This window comes from Streptomyces sp. NPDC049887, assembly GCF_040656535.1.
Classification (GTDB): Bacteria; Actinomycetota; Actinomycetes; order Streptomycetales; family Streptomycetaceae; genus Streptomyces.
Window position 1 is genome coordinate 217,871 of record NZ_JBFAMM010000005.1, and the last position, 16,637, is coordinate 234,507.

Annotated in this window: 12 protein-coding genes; 6 read left to right on the top strand and 6 right to left on the bottom strand. The window is 72.0% G+C overall.

What is annotated here, in order from left to right; translation table 11 throughout:
* Window positions 1-61: 61 nt before the first annotated feature.
* The 5 genes from AB0J10_RS08660 (at window position 62) to AB0J10_RS08680 (ending at window position 7,265) form a co-directional block, all read left to right on the top strand.
* A complete protein-coding gene (locus tag AB0J10_RS08660) occupies window positions 62-1,174 on the top strand; it encodes a substrate-binding domain-containing protein (protein ID WP_363059214.1) in 1,113 nt (370 codons plus the stop codon).
* Between the two features lie 167 nt (window positions 1,175-1,341).
* A complete protein-coding gene (locus AB0J10_RS08665) occupies window positions 1,342-2,130 on the top strand; it encodes an ATP-binding cassette domain-containing protein (protein WP_363059216.1) in 789 nt (262 codons plus the stop codon).
* Window positions 2,127-3,422 (top strand): sugar ABC transporter permease, encoded by a 1,296-nt coding sequence (locus tag AB0J10_RS08670; protein ID WP_363059218.1) that lies wholly within the window; start codon window positions 2,127-2,129, stop codon window positions 3,420-3,422. Before AB0J10_RS08665 ends, AB0J10_RS08670 begins: the two co-directional genes overlap by 4 nt.
* Window positions 3,423-3,627: 205 nt before the next feature.
* Window positions 3,628-5,583: a 1-deoxy-D-xylulose-5-phosphate synthase gene (gene dxs, locus AB0J10_RS08675; RefSeq protein WP_363059220.1), complete on the top strand. Its 1,956-nt coding sequence runs from the start codon at window positions 3,628-3,630 to the stop codon at window positions 5,581-5,583.
* Window positions 5,584-5,753: 170 nt separating this feature from the next.
* On the top strand, window positions 5,754-7,265 hold the full coding sequence (locus tag AB0J10_RS08680) for an amino acid permease (RefSeq protein WP_363059222.1): 1,512 nt from the start codon (window positions 5,754-5,756) through the stop codon (window positions 7,263-7,265).
* 240 nt (window positions 7,266-7,505) lie between these two features.
* Here the strand turns inward: AB0J10_RS08680 and AB0J10_RS08685 are convergent, their stop codons facing one another.
* Window positions 7,506-7,877: an NTP pyrophosphohydrolase gene (locus AB0J10_RS08685; RefSeq protein ID WP_363059224.1), complete on the bottom strand. Its 372-nt coding sequence runs from the start codon at window positions 7,875-7,877 to the stop codon at window positions 7,506-7,508.
* A 172-nt stretch (window positions 7,878-8,049) separates the two neighbouring features.
* Between AB0J10_RS08685 and AB0J10_RS08690 the strand changes: the two genes are divergently transcribed.
* Window positions 8,050-9,159 (top strand): hypothetical protein, encoded by a 1,110-nt coding sequence (locus tag AB0J10_RS08690; protein WP_363059420.1) that lies wholly within the window; start codon window positions 8,050-8,052, stop codon window positions 9,157-9,159.
* A 132-nt stretch (window positions 9,160-9,291) separates the two neighbouring features.
* Here AB0J10_RS08690 and AB0J10_RS08695 read toward each other — a convergent pair whose 3' ends face one another.
* The 5 genes from AB0J10_RS08695 to AB0J10_RS08715 form a co-directional block, all read right to left on the bottom strand.
* A complete protein-coding gene (locus tag AB0J10_RS08695; RefSeq protein ID WP_363059226.1) occupies window positions 9,292-11,421 on the bottom strand; it encodes a 3-hydroxyacyl-CoA dehydrogenase NAD-binding domain-containing protein in 2,130 nt (709 codons plus the stop codon).
* A complete protein-coding gene (locus AB0J10_RS08700; RefSeq protein ID WP_363059228.1) occupies window positions 11,418-12,644 on the bottom strand; it encodes an acetyl-CoA C-acyltransferase in 1,227 nt (408 codons plus the stop codon). The genes AB0J10_RS08695 and AB0J10_RS08700 overlap by 4 nt, the downstream gene beginning before the upstream one ends.
* A 694-nt stretch (window positions 12,645-13,338) precedes the next feature.
* Window positions 13,339-14,622: a ribonuclease D gene (locus AB0J10_RS08705; RefSeq protein ID WP_363059230.1), complete on the bottom strand. Its 1,284-nt coding sequence runs from the start codon at window positions 14,620-14,622 to the stop codon at window positions 13,339-13,341.
* Window positions 14,623-14,702: 80 nt separating this feature from the next.
* A complete protein-coding gene (locus AB0J10_RS08710; protein WP_093651875.1) occupies window positions 14,703-15,365 on the bottom strand; it encodes a response regulator transcription factor in 663 nt (220 codons plus the stop codon).
* A gap of 458 nt (window positions 15,366-15,823) precedes the next feature.
* Window positions 15,824-16,492: a DUF3000 domain-containing protein gene (locus AB0J10_RS08715; RefSeq protein WP_363059233.1), complete on the bottom strand. Its 669-nt coding sequence runs from the start codon at window positions 16,490-16,492 to the stop codon at window positions 15,824-15,826.
* Between the last annotated feature and the right edge of the window lie 145 nt (window positions 16,493-16,637).

Below are 16,637 nucleotides of genomic sequence, written 5' to 3' on the forward strand. Positions count from 1 at the left end.
GCCGAGTTGACTTCCAGCCACCTCGGCCGCAAGGACGCGGCCTCGTCAGGGAGGTTTCTGAATGAACACGCAGATGCGTCGCGTCGCCGTTGCAGTGAGCGCCGCCGCGATGGCCGTGTCCCTCGCCGCCTGCGGCAGCGCCAAGGAGTCCGGCGAGAACGGTGCCAAGACCGGTGCCGCCAAGGGCGACGCCCTCACCATCGGTCTGCTGCTCCCGGAGAACCAGACCGCGCGCTACGAGAAGTTCGACAAGCCCCTCATCGAGAAGAAGATCAGCGAGCTGACGAACGGCAAGGCGAAGGTCGTCTACGCCAACGCCAAGCAGGACGCGACCCTGCAGACGCAGCAGGTCGACACGATGATCACCAACAAGGTCGACGCGCTGATCGTGGACGCGGTGGACTCCAAGGCCATCGCGGGCGGCGTGAAGAAGGCGAAGGAGGCCGGCATCCCGGTCGTCGCCTTCGACCGTCTCGCCGAGGGCCCCATCGACGCCTACACCTCCTTCGACAACGAAGAGGTCGGCAAGGTCCAGGGCGAGGCCCTTCTCAAGGCACTGGGCGACAAGGCCAAGAGCGGCCAGATCGTCATGATGAACGGCTCCATCACCGACCCGAACGCCGCGCTCTTCAAGAAGGGCGCCCACAGCGTCCTGGACGGCAAGGTGAACGTCGGCAAGGAGTACGACACCAAGGAGTGGAAGCCGGAGAACGCCAACGCCAACATGGAGGCGGCGATCTCGGCCCTCGGCAAGGACAAGATCGTCGGCGTCTACTCCGCGAACGACGGCATGGCGGGCGGCATCATCACCGCCCTGAAGGCCGGCGGCTTCGACAAGCTCCCGCCGGTCACCGGCCAGGACGCCGAGCTCGCCGGTGTGCAGCGCATCGTCGCGGGCGAGCAGTTCATGAGCGTCTACAAGCCGTACGCCCCGGAGGCCGCCGCGGCCGCCGAGATGGCCGTCGCGCTCGCCAAGGGCCAGAGCCTGGACGCGATCGCCACGTCCAAGGTCGACAGCCCGACCGCCAAGGGCATCCCCTCGGTGCTCGTCCCGGTCGTCTCGCTGACCAAGGACAACATCAAGGACTCGGTCATCAAGGACGGCGTCTACACCGCCGCCGAGATCTGCACCCCGAAGTTCAAGGCCGCCTGCGACGCGATCGGCCTGAAGTAGGCACCACGTCCCCGAGGGACGCTCCCTGAAGCCTGCCCGGTGCCCCGCCCCATCCCAGCCCCCGCTATCGGGGCGGGGCACCGGACAGAAACGCTTCTCCCCGCTTCTGCTCAACCTCCGCGCCACCCCTCCCGGCGCGGCATCCCGCCGGACAGGCGGCGAAGGAGATGGTTCACGTGTCCGCTACGCCCGTGCTGGCGTTGCGCGGGGTCTCCAAGCGGTTCGGTGCCGTTCAGGCGCTCACCGACGTAGAGCTTGAGGTCCACGCCGGTGAGGTCGTCGCCCTGGTGGGCGACAACGGCGCCGGAAAGTCCACGCTGGTCAAGACGATCGCCGGCGTGCACCCCATCGATGAGGGCGTCATCGAGTGGGAAGGCAGGGCCGTGTCGATCGGCAAGCCGCACGACGCCCAGAACCTGGGCATCGCGACCGTCTACCAGGACCTCGCGCTGTGCGACAACATCGACGTCGTCGGCAACCTGTACCTCGGCCGGGAGCTCCGCAAGCGCGGCGTCCTCGACGAGGTCGAGATGGAGCGCCGCTCGCGCGAGCTGCTGAGCACGCTCTCCATCCGCATCCCCAGCGTCCGCATCCCGATCGCCTCGCTCTCCGGCGGTCAGCGGCAGACCGTGGCCATCGCCCGTTCGATGCTCGGCGCGCCCAAGCTCGTCATCCTCGACGAGCCCACCGCGGCGCTCGGCGTCGAGCAGACCGCGCAGGTGCTCGACCTGGTGGAGCGGCTGCGGGAACGCGGCCACGCGGTCATCCTCATCAGCCACAACATGGCCGATGTGAAGGCCGTCGCGGACAGGGTGGCGGTGCTCCGGCTCGGCCGGAACAACGGCGTCTTCGACGTCAAGTCCACCTCGCAGGAACAGATCATCTCCGCCATCACCGGCGCCACGGACAACGCCGTGACCCGTCGTGCGGCGCGCACCTCGGAGGCGCAGAAGTGAGCATCGACAAGACTCCGGCACCCGCCGGCGGCCGCCACCGGGTGGTCAACCCGGACGCCGCCCACGACGCGGTCACCGCGGTCGACCCCCGCCTCCTCGTGCGAGAGCAGGGCTTCGGCGGCTACATCGCCGAGTTCAAGCGCAAGCTGCACGCCGGCGACCTGGGCTCCATCCCGGTCGTCATCGGCCTGATCCTGATCTGCGCGATCTTCCAGAGCCTGAACTCGCAGTTCCTCTCCGCGCAGAACCTCAGCAACATCGCGGTCACGATGGTCGCCACCGGCATGATGGCCGTCGGCATCATCTTCGTGCTGCTGCTTGGGGAGATCGACCTGTCCGTCGGCGCGGTCAGTGGCGTCTCGGGCGCGATCGTGGCCGTCCTCAGCGTCACGAACGGGATGAACGAGTGGCTGGCCCTGCTGGTCGCGATCGCCGGTGGAGCGGTCATCGGAGCGCTCCACGGCTTCTTCTTCGCCCGGATCGGCGCGCCCGCCTTCGCCGTCACCCTGGCCGGTCTGCTGTTCTGGCAGGGCTTCATGCTCCAGCTCCTCGGCTCCCAGGGCACGATCAACCTGGACGGCGACGGCGTCGTCGCCAAGCTGACCACGTACTACTTCTCCGACGTGGCGGCGGCCTACGGTCTCGCCGGGCTGGCCGTGGCTCTGTTCTTCCTCTCGGCGTTCCTCGACAGCCGCCGCCGCGACGCGGCCGGCATCCCGTCCCGGCCGCTCGGCGACATCGTGTTCCGCACGGTCCTCCTCGCCGTCGTGTCCTTCGGCGCCGCGTACATGCTCAACCAGTACAAGGGCCTGCCCCTGGCGCTGGTGCTGTTCCTCGTGGTCCTGGTGATCACCGACTTCGTCCTGCGGCGCACCGCCTACGGCCGGAAGATCTTCGCGCTCGGCGGCAGCGTCGAGGCGTCCCGCCGCGCGGGCATCAACGTCACCGCGGTGCGGATCTCGGTCTTCGCCATCGCCGGCACCTTCGCGGCCGTCGGCGGTCTGTTCTGGGCCTCCAAGATCGCCGCCGCCAACCAGAGCGCCGGCGCCGGTGAGCTGCTGATGAACGTCATCGCGGCGGCCGTCATCGGCGGCACCAGCCTCTTCGGCGGCCGCGGCCGCACCTGGAACGCGCTGCTCGGCGTCATGGTGATCGTCTCCATCCAGTACGGCCTCGCGCTGGAGGGCATCGCCACCCCGATCCAGTTCATGATCACCGGCGGTGTGCTCCTCGCCACGGTCGTGATCGACTCGGTCACGCGCAAGACGCAGAAGACCGCCGGCCGCGCGTAGCGGCCACCGCAGCAGTGCCCGGCGCCGGAACCGGCGCCGGGCACTGCTGCGTGTTCCCCCGGGGGCCCGCGGCCCGTCCCGGAAGGACCTCCGTGTCCTCCGATGGCGTGACGCGGAACGCACCGCCCGATGACAGCGGCCGGGAGCGGAACATTAGACTCGACGGATCGGCAAGCTCGACCAGCTCAAACGCAAGGAGGCACGGGTGGCATTGCTTACCCGTATCAGGGGACCGCGCGATCTGGACCGACTCGGCCCGGAGCAGCTCGACCAGCTGGCCGCAGAGATCCGCACCTTCCTCGTGGACGCGGTCTCGAAGACCGGCGGACACCTCGGTCCCAACCTCGGCGTGGTCGAGCTGACCATCGCCCTGCACCGCGTCTTCGACTCACCGAACGACAAGGTCCTCTTCGACACCGGTCACCAGAGCTATGTCCACAAGCTGCTGACCGGTCGCCAGGACTTCTCCCGGCTCCGCGCCAAGGGGGGCCTGTCCGGCTACCCGTCGCGCGCCGAGTCCGAGCACGACGTCATCGAGAACTCGCACGCCTCGACGGTCCTCGGCTGGGCGGACGGCCTCGCCAAGGCCAACGAGGTGCTGAAGAAGGACGACCACGTCGTCGCGGTCATCGGTGACGGTGCCCTCACCGGCGGTATGGCCTGGGAGGCGCTGAACAACATCGCCGACGCCAAGGACCGCCCGCTCGTCATCGTCGTCAACGACAACGAGCGCTCCTACTCCCCGACGATCGGCGGCCTCGCCAATCACCTGGCCACCCTGCGCACCACCGACGGCTACGAGCGGTTCCTCGCCCGCGGCAAGGACATCCTGGAGCGCACCCCCGTCGTCGGGCGGCCGCTCTACGAGACCCTGCACGGCGCCAAGAAGGGCCTGAAGGACTTCATCGCCCCGCAGGGCATGTTCGAGGACCTCGGGCTGAAGTACGTCGGCCCCATCGACGGCCACGACATCGAGGCCCTGGAGTCCGCGCTGACCCGCGCCAAGCGGTTCGGCGGCCCGGTCATCGTGCACTGCCTCACCGAGAAGGGCCGCGGCTACCAGCACGCGGAGCAGGACGAGGCGGACCGCTTCCACGGGATCGGCCCCATCCACCCCGACACCGGCCTGCCGGTGAAGGCCGCGGCGGCCAGCTGGACGTCCGTCTTCGGCGACGAGATGGTCAAGCTCGGCCGCGAGCGCGAGGACATCGTCGCCATCACCGCGGCGATGCTCCAGCCCGTCGGTCTGAAGCAGTTCGCCGAGACCTTCCCGGAACGGGTGTTCGACGTCGGCATCGCCGAGCAGCACGCGGCGACCTCCGCCGCCGGTCTCGCCACCGGCGGGCTCCACCCGGTCTTCGCCGTCTACGCCACCTTCCTCAACCGCGCCTTCGACCAGGTGCTGATGGACGTCGCCCTCCACAAGTGCGGTGTGACCTTCGTGCTGGACCGCGCCGGCGTCACCGGCGACGACGGCGCCTCCCACAACGGCATGTGGGACATGTCGATCCTCCAGGTCGTCCCCACCCTGCGGATGGCCGCCCCGCGCGACGCCGAGCAACTGCGCGCCCAGCTCCGCGAGGCCGTCGAGGTCGACGACGCGCCGACCGTGGTCCGTTACTCCAAGGGCGTGGTCGGCCCCGCGGTCCCGGCAGTCGGCCGCGTCGGCGGCATGGACGTCCTGCGCGAGCCGCGCACCGCCCCCCATGGCCCTTCGGGCATGGGAGGCACCCCCGGGCCCGACGTCCTCCTCGTCTCCGTCGGCGCCCTGGCGCCGATGTGCCTGGAGATCGCCGACCTCCTCGACAAGCAGGGCATCTCCACCACCGTCGTCGACCCCCGCTGGGTCAAGCCGGTCGACGAGGCCCTCGCCCCGCTCGCCGAGCGGCACCGGGTCGTCGTCACCGTCGAGGACAACGGCCGCGTCGGCGGTGTCGGCTCCGCCGTGTCCCAGGCACTGCGCGATGCCGGAGTGGACCTGCCGCTGCGCGATTTCGGCATCCCGCCGCGCTTCCTCGACCACGCCTCCCGCAAGGAGGTCATGGCGGAGATCGGGCTGACCGCTACGGACATCGCCCGCCAGGTCACCGGCCTCGTCGCCAAGTTGGACGGCCGGCTCGACGACGAACCCAGCAGGACCGCCGAGCCGGCGCGGGACTGAGCGGGCGCGCCGAGCGGCGCGCACCCGGCGGACGGAGACGGATTGGGCCGGTCGGAGTACCGTGAGAGGTTCCCGGCCGGTCCTTTCGTGTGAAACGCACTCCGTGGGCGGGCGAGGTCCAGCACTCCTCTCGATCATGGCCATACGGCCATGGGTACGGAGGTACGCCGGTGAGCACACAGCAGCAGCCCCCGAGGAGCACCGGGGCGTTCCGGACCAAGACGGTCGAGCAGTCGATCCGGGACACGGAGGAGCCGGAGCACGCGCTCAGGAAGTCGCTCTCCGCCTGGGACCTCACCGTCTTCGGCGTCGGTGTCATCATCGGCACCGGCATCTTCGTCCTGACGGGCATCGCCGCGAAGGAGAACGCCGGGCCCGCCACGTCCCTGTCGTTCGTCGCCGCCGGAGTCGTCTGCGCCCTCGCCGCGCTCTGCTACGCCGAGTTCGCGTCCACCGTGCCGGTGGCCGGCTCGGCGTACACCTTCTCGTACGCCTCGATCGGGGAACTCCCCGCCTGGATCATCGGCTGGGACCTGGTCCTGGAGTTCGCCCTCGGCACGGCGGTCGTGGCGGTCGGCTGGTCCGGGTACGCGCGCGCCCTCCTGGAGACCAACCTGGGCTGGCAGATGCCCGCCGCGCTCTCCGGGCCCGACGCGGGCGGCCACTTCGACCTGCTGGCCTTCCTGCTGATCCTGGCGCTGACCGCCGTGCTCGTCATCGGCATGAAGCTGTCCGCCCGCATCACCGCGATCGTCGTCGCGATCAAGGTCACCGTGGTGCTGCTGGTCATCGTCGCGGGTGCCTTCTTCATCAAGGCGGACAACTACACCCCGTTCATCCCCCCGGCCCAGCCGCAGGAGACCGGCAGCGGCCTCGCGGCGCCGCTGGTGCAGCTGCTGTTCGGCTACGAGCCCACGAACTTCGGCGTGATGGGCATCTTCACCGCGGCCTCCATCGTGTTCTTCGCCTTCATCGGATTCGACGTCGTCGCCACCGCCGCCGAGGAGACCAGGAACCCCCAGCGGGACATGCCGCGCGGCATCCTGGGCTCCCTCCTCATCTGCACCCTGCTGTACGTGGCCGTGACGCTCGTCGTCACCGGCATGCAGCACTACATGGACATGTCGGCGACAGCTCCGCTCGCCGACGCCTTCAAGGCGGTCGACCAGCCCTTCTTCGCCGGCGCCATCAGCCTCGGCGCGGTCGTGGGACTCATCACCGTCTGCATGATCCTGCTGCTGGGCCAGACCCGGGTGTTCTTCGCGATGAGCCGCGACGGACTGCTGCCCCGCTTCTTCTCCATCACCCACCCGAAGTTCCGCACGCCCCACCGCGCGACCATCGTGCTCGGCGGCGCCATCGCGATCATCGCGGGCTTCACCAGCCTGGAGGCGCTCGCCGCCCTGGTGAACATCGGCACGCTCTTCGCGTTCGTCATCGTGGCCCTCGGCGTCATCATCCTCCGCAACACCCGGCCCGACCTGCACCGCGCGTTCCGGACGCCATGGGTGCCGGTGCTGCCCATCGTGTCGATCGCGGCGTCGCTCTGGCTGATGCTGAACCTCCCGGCGGAGACCTGGCTGCGGTTCGCCGTGTGGATGGCGATCGGCGTGGTCGTCTACTACCTGTACGGCCGCTCCCACAGCCGCCTCGGCAAGCTGGGCAAGGACGCCGAGTTCTAGCCGGGGCGTGTCGCGGGAGTCCCTGCTGGCCCGTGACGCCCGGCACGCACTCCCCGGTAGCCCTTCGGCACGGGAGGTACCCCCCACGCCGACGACTCGCGGGACGGACCGTACGCACCCGAACACCTGCCCACGCCGCGGCGATTCCCGCCCGCCGCGCCGAGCCGCTGACCGGCGACGTCGGCGGAGCGGTGCGCCACGTGCGCCCGGCGCGGCGGTGAGGGGCGAGCGGGCGCGGGGTCAGCCGCGGCGGACCGTGCGCGGCCCGACGACCCGCGCGCCGAGCGCCTCGACCCGCTCCCGCAGCCCCCGGTCGGCCGTGACCACGACGGCGGTACGGCCGGCGCTCTCCCGGACCAGTTCCACGACCCGGTCGTCACCGCTGCCGGGTGCGGCCTCGACCCGTACGCCGGGGACGGGCCCGACGCCCCTCGCGCGGCCCTCGACGACCAGGACCACCTCCACCGGACCGGGGTGCCCGGGGACACCCTCCTCGGCGAGCGGGACGAGCCCGTCGCGCAGCCGCTCGGCCGCCCCCCGGCGGTCGCGCCACCAGCCGTCGGGTACCGAACCGACCACGTTCGCGCCATCGACGATCAGAAGAGGGACCATGGCTGAAGGGTGCCACAGGGCCGGTCCGCGGGCGGGCGAAACGCTCTCCCACCGGGTGTTATCGTCACGTGAATCAAGCGCTTGCACGGCGCTCGGGGAAGGTGGGCAACGGGCCATGTCATTGCGGTCTGCGCGGCGGTCGAAGCGTCGGACGGGCACCCCGCCCGACACCGTGGGCGCCGAAGGCCGGCAGCGTCGGGCGGCCCGGGCCACGACCTCGCTGCCCGCCGACCCGTCGCTCCCGTCGACCAGCGGCTGGCTGCTGCGCGGCAAGGACGGAAGGCTCTCCGCGTACACGCCGGTCGCCGACGGCGTGCTGCGCTGGACGGAGCGACGGCCCGGCGGGCCCCAGTGGACCGGCCCCGAGCTGTTCCCGGCCCCCGGCATCCTGCCGTACCTGGCGATCGCCCAGGGCTCGGACGGCTATGTGCAGCTGGTCGCGCTGCGGCGCACCCAGCTCCCTGGCGGCGACGTCGCCACGGACGTCGTGCAGGCCATCCAGTACCAGTCGGGGCGCCCCCTGCGGGACTGGTACGCGCTCGGTACCCCGTACGCCCAGGACCGGGCCCTCGCGGCCACCATAGGGCTCCCCGCGGCCGTCGTGGACTCGGAGGGCTCCCTCCACGTCTTCGCGCGGAACGCGGGCGGCGGTGTCTGCGGCCGGGCGCAGGTGCCCAACGGCAAGTGGAACAAGTGGGCCGACCTCAAGGGCAGTGACACGCTCGGCCTGCCCGCCGCGACGGTCACCGACCACGGGCTGATGGAGGTCCTCGCCCCGACGGATGACGCCGTGCTGCGGTGGAACCAGGAGACCCAGGGCGTGAAGTTCCAGCGCGCCGACGACATCGCCTTCTCCGCCGCCAACGGCTCCGTCAGCTCCGAGCGCACCGGCCGCGAGCGGCTGACCCACTTCTGGCGCGACGCGGCCACGGGCGCCGTCCACGCCTGGCGCGAGGGGATGGCCGCGCCCGCGGCCCTCGGCGGCGAGGGCGGCACCGGGCCGGTCGCCGTCCTCCGCACCCCCGTCGACGGGCAGGACTGCACGATCCTCGCCCAGCGCGGCCGCGACGGCCGCCCGGCCATCGCGGCCTATCCGACGGAGGAGGAGTCCGCCGGCCTCGACTGGACGCCCACGGGCGACCCTTGTGCAGGCGCTCCGGCCCTCGCCATCGACGGCACCGGCCGTGTCGTCCTCGCCGCACTCGGTGCCGACGGCTCCCTGCGCGTGACCCGGCAGAAGTCGGAGTCGGGGCTGGCGATGGAGGCGTGGACGCAGGTGTGAGCCTCCCCGGCCGGGGCGCAGCGCGGACGGTCGCATCGGAACGGGCCGTACGGGAGCAATCCCGTACGGCCCGTTCCTGTCGGCCTGTGACCACCGCACCGTCACCGGTGCGGCGGTCATATGGTCACACGGTCACGCGGGGACGCTCGCCACGCCCCGCGCCAGGAACCGCTTGCCGTTGACGCGCTCGCTGACGCCCTCGCGGTCCAGGTACGGCGTGATGCCGCCCAGGTGGAAGGGCCAGCCGGCGCCCGTGATCAGGCACAGGTCGATGTCCTGCGCCTCGGCGACGACACCCTCCTCCAGCATCAGGCCGATCTCCTGCGCCACCGCGTCGAGGACACGGGCGCGGACCTGCTCCTCCGTCAGTACGCTGTCGCCCTGCTTCAGCAGCGCGGCGACCTCCGGGTCCAGCTCCGGCTTGCCGCTGTCGTACACGTAGAAGCCGCGCTTGCCGGCCTCGACGACCGCCTTCAGGTTGGGGGAGACGGTGAAGCGCTCCGGGAAGGCGCGGTTCAGCGTCTCGGACACGTGCAGACCGATCGCCGGGCCGACGAGCTCCAGCAGCACCAGCGGGGACATCGGCAGACCGAGCGGCTCGATCGCCTTCTCGGCGGTGGCGACCGGGGTGCCCTCGTCGATGACGTTCTGGATCTCGCCCATGAAGCGGGTCAGGATGCGGTTCACGACGAACGCCGGGGCGTCCTTGGTGAGCACCGCGGTCTTCTTCAGCTTCTTCGCGACACCGAACGCCGTGGCCAGCGAGGCGTCGTCGGTCTTCTCACCGCGGACGATCTCCAGCAGCGGCAGGACCGCGACCGGGTTGAAGAAGTGGAAACCGACCACGCGCTCCGGGTGCTTGAGCTTCGAGGCCATCTCGGAGACCGACAGCGAGGAGGTGTTGGTGGCGAGGATCGCGTGCGCCGGGGCGACGGCCTCGACCTCCGCGAACACCTTCTGCTTGACGGACATCTCCTCGAACACGGCCTCGATGACGAAGTCCGCGTCCGCGAAGCCCTCGGCCTTGTCCAGGACACCGCTCACCAGCGCCTTGAGGCGGTTGGCCCTGTCCTGGTTGATACGGCCCTTGGCCAGCAGCTTCTCGATCTCGGCGTGGACGTAGCCCACGCCCTTGTCGACGCGCTCCTGGTCGATGTCGGTGAGGACCACCGGGACCTCCAGACGGCGCAGGAACAGCAGCGCCAGCTGGGAGGCCATCAGACCGGCGCCGACGACACCGACCTTGGTGACCGGGCGGGCCAGCGACTTGTCCGGGGCGCCGGCGGGGCGCTTGCCGCGCTTCTGCACCAGGTTGAAGGCGTAGATGCCGGAGCGCAGCTCGCCGCCCATGATGAGGTCGGCGAGCGCGGTGTCCTCGGCGTCGAAGCCCTTCTGCAGGTCGCCGTCCTTGGCGGCCTCGATGATGTCGAGGGCGCGGTAGGCGGCCGGGGCGGCGCCGTGCACCTTGGAGTCGGCGATGAACCGGCCCTTGGCGACGGCCTGGTCCCAGGCCTCGCCGCGGTCGATCTCGGGGCGCTCCACCACGATCTCGCCCTTGAGGACGGACGCGGTCCAGATCAGCGACTGCTCAAGGAAGTCGGCGCCCTCGAAGATGGCGTCGGCGATGCCCAGCTCGTGCACCTGGACGCCCTTGAGCTGCTTGTTCTGGTTGAGCGAGTTCTCGATGATCACCGAGACGGCGCGGTCCGCCCCGATCAGGTTCGGCAGGATGGTGCAGCCGCCCCAGCCGGGAACCAGACCGAGGAAGACCTCGGGCAGCGAGAAGGCCGGCAGGGCGCTGGAGACCGTGCGGTAGGAGCAGTGCAGGCCCACCTCGACGCCGCCGCCCATCGCCGCGCCGTTGTAGTAGGCGAAGGTCGGGACGGCGAGCGAGGACAGCCGCTTGAAGACGTCGTGGCCGCCCTTGCCGATGGCGAGCGCGTCCGAGTGCTGCTTCAGCAGTTCGACGCCCTTGAGGTCGGCGCCGACGGCGAAGATGAACGGCTTGCCGGTGATGCCGGCGCCGACGACGGTGCCCTCGGACGCCTCCTGCTCGACCTGGTCGATCGCTGCGTCGAGGTTCGCCAGCGACTGCGGGCCGAAGGTCGTCGGCTTGGTGTGGTCCAGGCCGTTGTCCAGCGTGATGAGGGCGAACCTGCCCGCGCCGCCGGGGAGGTCGAGGTGGCGTACGTGCGCCTGGGTGACGACCTCGTCGGGGAACAGCTCGGCCGCGCCCTTCAGGAGCTCAGCGGTGGTGGTCACTTGTCGCCTCCGGCGTCCTTGTGGTGCGGGTTCTCCCAAATGACGGTGGCGCCCATGCCGAAGCCGACGCACATCGTGGTGAGGCCGTAGCGGACCTCCGGCTGCTCCTCGAACTGCCGCGCCAGCTGCGTCATCAGACGCACGCCGGAGGAGGCCAGCGGGTGGCCGAAGGCGATGGCGCCGCCGTACTGGTTCACCCGGGCGTCGTCGTCGGCGATGCCGTAGTGCTCCAGGAAGGCCAGGACCTGGACGGCGAAGGCCTCGTTGATCTCGAAAAGGCCGATGTCCTCGATGGACAGACCCGCCTGGGCGAGGGCCTTCTCCGTCGCGGGGATCGGGCCGTAGCCCATGACCTCGGGCTCGACGCCGGCGAAGGAGTACGAGACCAGGCGCATCTTGACCGGGAGGTTGTTCTCCCGGGCGAAGTCCTCGGAGGCGATCAGCGAGGCGGTGGCGCCGTCGTTGAGGCCCGCGGCGTTGCCGGCGGTGACGCGGCCGTGGACGCGGAAGGGCGTCTTCAGACCCTGGAGGTTCTCGAACGTGGTGCCCGGGCGCATCGGCTCGTCGGCGGTGACCAGGCCCCAGCCGGTCTCGCCCGCCTCAGCGTTGGTGCGGCGCACCGACACCGGCACCAGGTCCTGCTGGATCTTGCCGTCGGCGTACGCCTTGGCGGCCTTCTCCTGCGAGCGCACGGCGTACTCGTCGGCGCGCTGCTTGGTGATCGTGGGGTAGCGGTCGTGCAGGTTCTCGGCGGTCATGCCCATGAAGAGGGCCGACTGGTCGACGAGCTTCTCCGACACGAAGCGCGGGTTCGGGTCCACGCCCTCGCCCATCGGGTGGCGGCCCATGTGCTCCACACCACCGGCGATGGCGATGTCGTACGCGCCGAAGGCGACCGAGCCGGCGACCGAGGTCACGGCGGTCAGCGCGCCCGCGCACATGCGGTCGATGGAGTAGCCCGGGACGGACTGCGGCAGACCCGCGAGGATGCCGGCGGTGCGGCCGATGGTCAGGCCCTGGTCGCCGATCTGAGTGGTCGCCGCGATGGCGACCTCGTCGATCTTCTTGGGGTCGAGGTCCGGGTTGCGGCGCAGCAGCTCCCGGATGGCCTTCACGACGAGATCGTCGGCACGGGTCTCGTGGTAGATGCCCTTCGGGCCCGCCTTGCCGAACGGGGTGCGGACGCCGTCGACGAAGACGACGTCCCTGACGGTACGAGGCACGATGGCTCTCCTCCAGGGTGCGGGGTGGCACTGCTGCGTGGCGCACGGCTAAGCGTGCGCTTGCTGCCCTCATGCTACTTGCGGGTAACTGGGTTGCCCACCCCCCGCGACGGGAGCGGCGAACGTCACACGCGTTCGCCCCGGCCCGGCGGCGGGCGTCCGCTCGGCGCTCACGGCGGCGTGTGCGCGCGAGGGCCTTCCCCGCCTCCGCGCGGTTCTCCGTGCGGGGCGCGGCTCGGGGCGGGCGGGCCCCGCCCAGACGCTCCGGTCCCCAGGCGACCGCCGGTCTGCGGTCGGTCCCTGTGGCGCGCGCACGCCCAGGGCGGACGGCCGTCCGCGACGCCCCCGGCCTTTTCCGCCCCGGTGCTCCGGTCCCGCCCCGCCGCCCCGCCGCCCCGCCGCACCGGCGGAGCGGGGGAGGGGCGAGGACCCGGGCGCGGCGTGTCCGTCACGTGGGCCGGACGGGGCAGGCCATGCCGTACCGGGCGCGAGCCCAGGGAACCCGGGGCGCCGCAGCCGCCGCGTCGCATCCGGCTCTTGGGCCGGGACTGGCGGCATCCCGTGCGCGGGCCGGGACACAGCCGGCCGGGCGGGGCCACGGGCGCAGCACGCAGGGACGGACGACCCGCGCCCGAGGCGCCACGCGCGGCGCGCCGTGCCCGCGCGGTGCCAGTGGGGCCCGGGCGGCACGGCCTCAGGGAGTCGCCTGGAGTGCCCTCGTCAGGAGCGGCGTCACCTGTTCGACCTGCCACGGCCGCGCACCCAGCGCGGCCAGTGCCGAGGCGACCGCCTCCGGGCCCGGTTCCGCCGGCGGCTCCCAGCACATCCGCCGCACCGTGTCCGGCGTGATCAGGTTCTCCTGGGGCAGGTTCAGCTGCTCCGCCAGCGCGGACACCGCCGCCCGCGCCGCGGAAAGCCGCGCCGCCGCCACCGGGTCCTTGTCCGCCCAGGAGCGCGGCGGGGGCGGCCCGGCCACCGGCTGCCCCGGCTGGGGCAGTTCCGCCTCCGACAGCGCCCGCGCCCGGTCGACCGCCGACTGCCACTGCTCCAGCTGCCGCCGGCCCATGCGGTGCCCGAACCCGGGCAGGGCCGTGAGTGCGTGCACGTTCAACGGGAGCGCCAGCGCCGCCTCGATGATCGCCGCGTCGCCGAGCACCTTGCCGGGGGACACGTCGCGGCGCTGCGCCACCTTGTCCCGGGCCGTCCACAGCTCCCGTACGACGGCCATCTGACGGCGGCGGCGGACCTTGTGCATGCCCGACGTGCGCCGCCAGGGGTCCTTGCGCGGGGGCGCGGGCGGGGCCGAGGCGATGGCGTCGAACTCCTGCCGCGCCCACTCCAGCTTCCCCTGCCGGTCCAGTTCCTTCTCCAGCGCGTCCCGCAGGTCCACGAGCAGCTCGACGTCGAGCGCCGCGTACCGCAGCCAGGGCTCGGGGAGGGGGCGGGTGGACCAGTCCACCGCCGAGTGGCCCTTCTCCAGGGCATAGCCGAGCACCGACTCGACCATGGCCCCGAGGCCCACCCGAGGGAAGCCCGCGAGCCGTCCGGCGAGCTCGGTGTCGAAGAGCCTCGTCGGCAGCATGCCTATTTCGCGCAGGCAGGGGAGGTCCTGGGTGGCCGCGTGGAGGATCCACTCGGTGCCGGTGAGGGCGTCGCCGAGCGGGGAGAGGTCGGGGCAGCCGACCGGGTCGACGAGCGCCGTGCCTGCGCCCTGGCGGCGCAGCTGGACGAGGTACGCGCGCTGCCCGTAGCGGTAGCCGGACGCGCGTTCGGCGTCGACGGCGACGGGACCGGTGCCGGCGGTGAAGGCGGCGACGACGGATTCCAGTGCCTCGGGCGTGGAGATCACCGGAGGGATGCCCTCCCGCGGCTCCAGCAGGGGGATCGGCGCCCCTTCTGCAGAGACGCCGCCGTCCGGGGGGCCGCCCCCGATGGTGCGCAGGTCCGGCTCTGCTGCGGTCTCTTGGGCGTCGGTCACCTGTCAAGGGTATCCGTCAACGGCAAGCGCCCGTCGACGGAACGTTCCGTCGACGGGCACCGGACCGGTGTGAAGGAGGCTCAGTGGATGATGCCGGTGCGCAGCGCCACGGCCACCATTCCGGCGCGGTCACCGGTGCCCAGCTTGCGTGCGATCCGGGCCAGGTGGCTCTTCACCGTCAGGGCGGACAGGCCCATCGAGACACCGATCGCCTTGTTCGACTGCCCCTCGGCGACCAGCCGGAGCACCTCCACCTCGCGACCCGACAGCTCGCGGTAGCCGCCCGGGTGGCTCGGGGCGCCGGGGGGACGGCGGTGCAGCCGGGCGGCCGCGGCGCCGATCGGGGCGGCTCCGGGGCGGGTGGGGTGGCCGAGGTTGGTGCGCGTACCGGTCACGACATAGCCCTTGACCCCACCGGCCAGCGCGTTGCGGACGGCGCCGATGTCGTCGGCGGCGGAGAGGGCGAGGCCGTTGGGCCAGCCCGCGGCGCGGGTCTCGGACAGCAGGGTCAGCCCGCTGCCGTCGGGCAGGTGGACGTCGGCCACGCAGATGTCGCGCGGGTTGCCGACGCGGGGACGGGCCTCCGCGATGGACGACGCCTCGATGACATCGCGCACCCCGAGCGCCCACAGGTGGCGGGTGACGGTGGAGCGGACGCGCGGGTCGGCCACGACGACCATGGCCGTCGGCTTGTTCGGGCGGTAGGCGACCAGGCTTGCGGGCTGCTCGAGGAGAACGGACACCAGGCCTCCTGGGAAGGTGGGGGACGGAGCCGGCTCGGGGATGAAGCCGGGGCGAACCGTGCTTGATGGGTCACCACCTCTTCGGCAGCAAACCTGGTCGCCTTTAGAGAAAGATCACGATTTGGTGAGTAACAATTCCGGCAATTAGGACGCGTGATCGATCATGCTGTGACCCTGTACGGACATCCCGGGTGATCGTCGGCGGCCCGGACTTGCGGCCCGCACGGCCGTCGCGGACCCCGGGCGCACGGCCCCGGTGACAGCCCTCGCCCGCCGTGCCGACGGATCGGCCGACGACCCTGCGCACCCGTGTCGCGACCGCGCCGTGCGCCGCCCGACGGACCGGCGTGCCTCCGGCCCTTCCGCTCGTCCCACCCACCGCGCCGTGCGCCGCCGCTCCGCGTGCGCGCCGCCGTATCCCGACCCCGCAGACCCCCGTGCCGGCCGTACCGCCGGGGCTACGGCGCGTGCGGGCCCCGGCGCTGCGGCAGTGTGACGACGCCCGCCGTCGTGCCGTCGGGGACGCCCGCGGGCGGCAGGCCGGCGAGCTGGCAGAGCAGGTCGCACCAGGCCGCGAGGTGCGCCGCGGTGTCCGGCGCCCCGTCGCGGCCCTCGCGAGGCGTCCAGGACGCCCGGATCTCGATCTGCGTCGCCGGGCGGCGGTCCGCGAGTCCACCGAAGTAATGGGACCCCGCCCGGGTGACGGTGCCGCTCGGCTCCCCGTACGCGAGGTTCCGTGCCTCCAGCGCGCCGGTCAGCCAGGACCAGCACACCTCGGGGAGCAGCGGGTCCGCCGCCATCTCCGGCTCCAGTTCGGCGCGCACCAGCGTCACCAGCCGGAACGCGCCCTGCCACGCCTCGTGACCCGACGGGTCGTGCAGCAGGACCAGCCGGCCGTCCGCGAGGTCCTCCCCGTCGTCGACGACCGCCGCCTCCAGGGCGTACGCGTGCGGGGCGAGGCGCTGCGGCGGTCGGGCCGGGTCCACCTCGATCCCGGGCCGGGGCCGTGCCGCGCGCAGCGCGTCGACCGCGAGGCGGAACGCCCGCGGCACGGAGTCCGGCTCGGCGCCGTCCGTGCCCTCGGCGCCGTCGGATGGATCGGAGAACTGTCCCTGAGCCGCAGCCATGCGGGGAAGAGTAGGCGGAACGCGGGCCCGGCGCAGGGAGGGACACCCACCGGCGCACGCTCCTTGCTCGCCCGTGCGAAGATTCTGGGCGTGAGCGCCAACGACCTCCCCCCGGCCCGGAGCACCGCCCCCGCAGGGGACGCCC

Excerpts from the sequence above, each read along its gene's own strand:
- AB0J10_RS08660 (WP_363059214.1), top strand. The coding sequence starts at position 62 with ATGAACACGCAGATGCGTCGCGTCGCCGTTGCAGTGAGCGCCGCCGCG.
- AB0J10_RS08665 (WP_363059216.1), top strand. The coding sequence starts at position 1,342 with ATGGTTCACGTGTCCGCTACGCCCGTGCTGGCGTTGCGCGGGGTCTCC.
- AB0J10_RS08685 (WP_363059224.1), bottom strand. The coding sequence starts at position 7,877 with ATGGTCCCTCTTCTGATCGTCGATGGCGCGAACGTGGTCGGTTCGGTA.
- AB0J10_RS08715 (WP_363059233.1), bottom strand. The coding sequence starts at position 16,492 with ATGGCTGCGGCTCAGGGACAGTTCTCCGATCCATCCGACGGCGCCGAG.